This window comes from Psychrobacter sp. 1U2, assembly GCF_051847575.1.
In genome coordinates this window covers 1-2528 of record NZ_JBPYDC010000054.1, presented here as the reverse complement: position 1 = coordinate 2528, position 2528 = coordinate 1, and the positions used below count along the sequence as shown (strand labels likewise).

The 2528-nt window shown below is 45.3% G+C and carries 4 protein-coding genes; 2 read left to right on the top strand and 2 right to left on the bottom strand.

What is annotated here, in order from left to right; genetic code table 11:
* The coding region (locus ACS8FD_RS12945; RefSeq protein ID WP_439276202.1) for a 4-hydroxybenzoate octaprenyltransferase at positions 1 to 720 on the top strand (720 nt) is incomplete at its 5' end.
* Complete coding sequence (locus tag ACS8FD_RS12940; RefSeq protein ID WP_439261826.1) at positions 713 to 1381, top strand: DUF4112 domain-containing protein; 669 nt, start codon at positions 713 to 715, stop codon at positions 1379 to 1381. The genes ACS8FD_RS12945 and ACS8FD_RS12940, both read left to right, overlap by 8 nt.
* Before the next feature lie 102 nt (positions 1382 to 1483).
* Here the strand turns inward: ACS8FD_RS12940 and ACS8FD_RS12935 are convergent, their stop codons facing one another.
* Both ACS8FD_RS12935 and ACS8FD_RS12930 read right to left on the bottom strand, forming a co-directional pair.
* On the bottom strand, positions 1484 to 2119 hold the full coding sequence (locus tag ACS8FD_RS12935; protein WP_439261824.1) for a hypothetical protein: 636 nt from the start codon (positions 2117 to 2119) through the stop codon (positions 1484 to 1486).
* A 77-nt stretch (positions 2120 to 2196) separates the two neighbouring features.
* A partial coding sequence (locus ACS8FD_RS12930) for a secondary thiamine-phosphate synthase enzyme YjbQ (RefSeq protein WP_439276201.1) occupies positions 2197 to 2528 on the bottom strand: 332 nt, incomplete at its 5' end.

The window sequence follows — 2528 nt, the reverse complement described above, 5'->3', positions numbered from 1 at the left end:
CGGGCGGCAGGTTGTGCGATTAATGACTTTGCCGATCGTAAAGTCGATGGTCATGTCAGTCGTACTAAAGGTCGCCCTTTAGCAGATGGACGTTTATCTGCTAAAGAGGCCATTGCTGCATTTTTAGTGTTGGTATTATTGAGTGCCAGTCTATTGTTTTTCTTGCCCATCGAAGTATTTTATTGGTCTTTAGGAGCAGTCATACTGGCCTTTATTTACCCGTTTATGAAACGTTTTACGCACTTACCGCAAGTGTTTTTGGCTGCAGCGTTTGGCTGGGCGATACCAATGGCGTATGTAGCGGTGCAAGGTGCGCCTGACATTTGGTGCTGGTTGTTGTTTATAGCTTATATGTGTTGGACGGTGGCTTATGATACCCAGTATGCCATGGCGGATCGTGAGGATGATTTAAAGATTGGAGTCAAATCTACGGCAATACTCTTTGGCCGCTATGATGTCGTTATCATCTCGTTACTGCAAATGTTGTTTTTGCTCATTATGGGCGTGGTAATGTGGCATTATTTTGCGCCGACATCGCTGGGCATCACTCCAGTATTTGGACTAGCGTTGGTCGCAATGATGTTTGCTAAGCAAAACAGCGCCTGTGCCACTCGTCATGCGATGTCTTGCTTTCAGGCATTTTTAGCCAATATATGGGTCGGGCGCTACGTCTTTGCGCTTATCGCAATTGCTTGTTTATGGACGACTTTTAATGGATAAATTCAAGAAGCTCTCAAAGTCAAAAGCGAGAAAGCGGGTTGACCTCAATGGTCCAAGCGTCGATTATCAGGCAAAGCTGGCTGAGCATGGTTTGACTCGCGAGCAAGTCATTGCTACCGAACGTAAATTGGCGAAGTTTGCCAACACTATGGATTCGCTCGTGCGCGTGCCGTTTACTAAGCAAGGGATGGGCGCTGATGCGGCGCTTTCGACCATTCCACTAGCAGGAGATTTGGCGGGACTCGCGTTGACCAGCTATGCTTTTATATTAGGTCGTCAGCTAGGCGTCCCAGCACATAAGATGACGCCAGCAGTCAGACTGGCGCTAATTGATATGGTGGTTGGCATTGTACCTGGTATTGGGACGCTGCTGGATATCTTTATACGTCCTAGTCGTAAGACCTTGGGCATCGTACATCAGCACCTACAAGATGAGTATGGCATCACTGAAACCATGCATATGGATCGGCCATTTTTACATCAATCATTAGAAGACAAGCAGCGGCAAAGTCGCTTTTGGCGCAATCCTATCGTGGCTTGGCTCTATCTGCATATACCTGACATATTAGGGCTAGTCGTTTTGATATTTGTTGTTTGGGGATTGTGGGCCGTGATGAGCTGGCTGGTCGCTATGTTTGGTAAAACAACGGGTTTTGGCTAAAAGAAAGCAATAAAAAGGCGGTACACGATAGTAACGTGTGCCGCCTTTTTATTGCTTAAAATATTATTTTTAAGAGGCTTAAGCTATGTGTCTTTTCACAATTTACTCAGTGACGACTTCAGCATCAGCGCTGATAGCATCGAAGCTTGTGACATTATTGTTTTTAATAAGGTCGATGCTACCACCACCTGCGTGAGTGACCAGCTGCATATGACCATCTGTAGAACGATAAGTTGGATTATTGCCTTGGCCTTCGGGTGCGCTGAGCATCATAGTCGGTTTGTTAGGCAAAGTGACAAGGGCATTGAGTACGCCTGCTGCTGAGGTCTCAAAGACGACGGATAACGTTTCACCTGCCGCGTTTTTGTAAATGACATCAGTGATTTGTGCGCCTTTAATAGCTTGTTCTGGATTAGGAGTCAGGTCTGCTGTATTTGGTTCTACTTCTACGGTTTCGATATCGTTTTCAAGCTCGTTTACGCTAACATCGTTCTTTGACTTTTCGGTGGAATCAACCGAGTTTTGAGAGCTGTCTATAGGTGCACTATTGTCATTGCTATCACTGTCATTATTAACAGACGTAGTTTGAACGGTGGTCGTTTCAGCTTGTGGCTCATTAGCTGCTTCAGGTTCTGGTGTCTTTTGGCAAGCAGTCAGTATCAGCCCACTAAAAAGAAAGGCGGGAAAAACACGCAAGTAGGACTTGGATTTTAGTGACGCTATAGCAAGGGCTTTCATAGTAAGGTTATTATTCCATTAAAAGGGTTTATTTGAGCATAGTGAGCTGTCATCTGCTGTTGGATAACAACATATTGCTAAGTACTTACGGTAATAACGAGCTGTCGCTGTCCGCCATACTTATCAAGGTTATCTCGATGCTCGCATAAATATACGCCTTGCCACCTGCCAAGTCCCAATACGCCATTGCTAAGTGGGATGGTTAAACTGACCCCAAGCATTATACTTTTAAAATGGGCTGGCAAGTCATCCGAACCTTCTAATGTATGACGGTACTCGGGTTGATTAGCAGGCGCAATTTTATTCAGCCAATCTTCAGTATCTAGTCTGACATCTGGGTCAGCATTTTCGTTAATCGCGAGACTGGCAGAGGTATGCTGTAAAAATAGGTGCACTAGACCTACTTGAG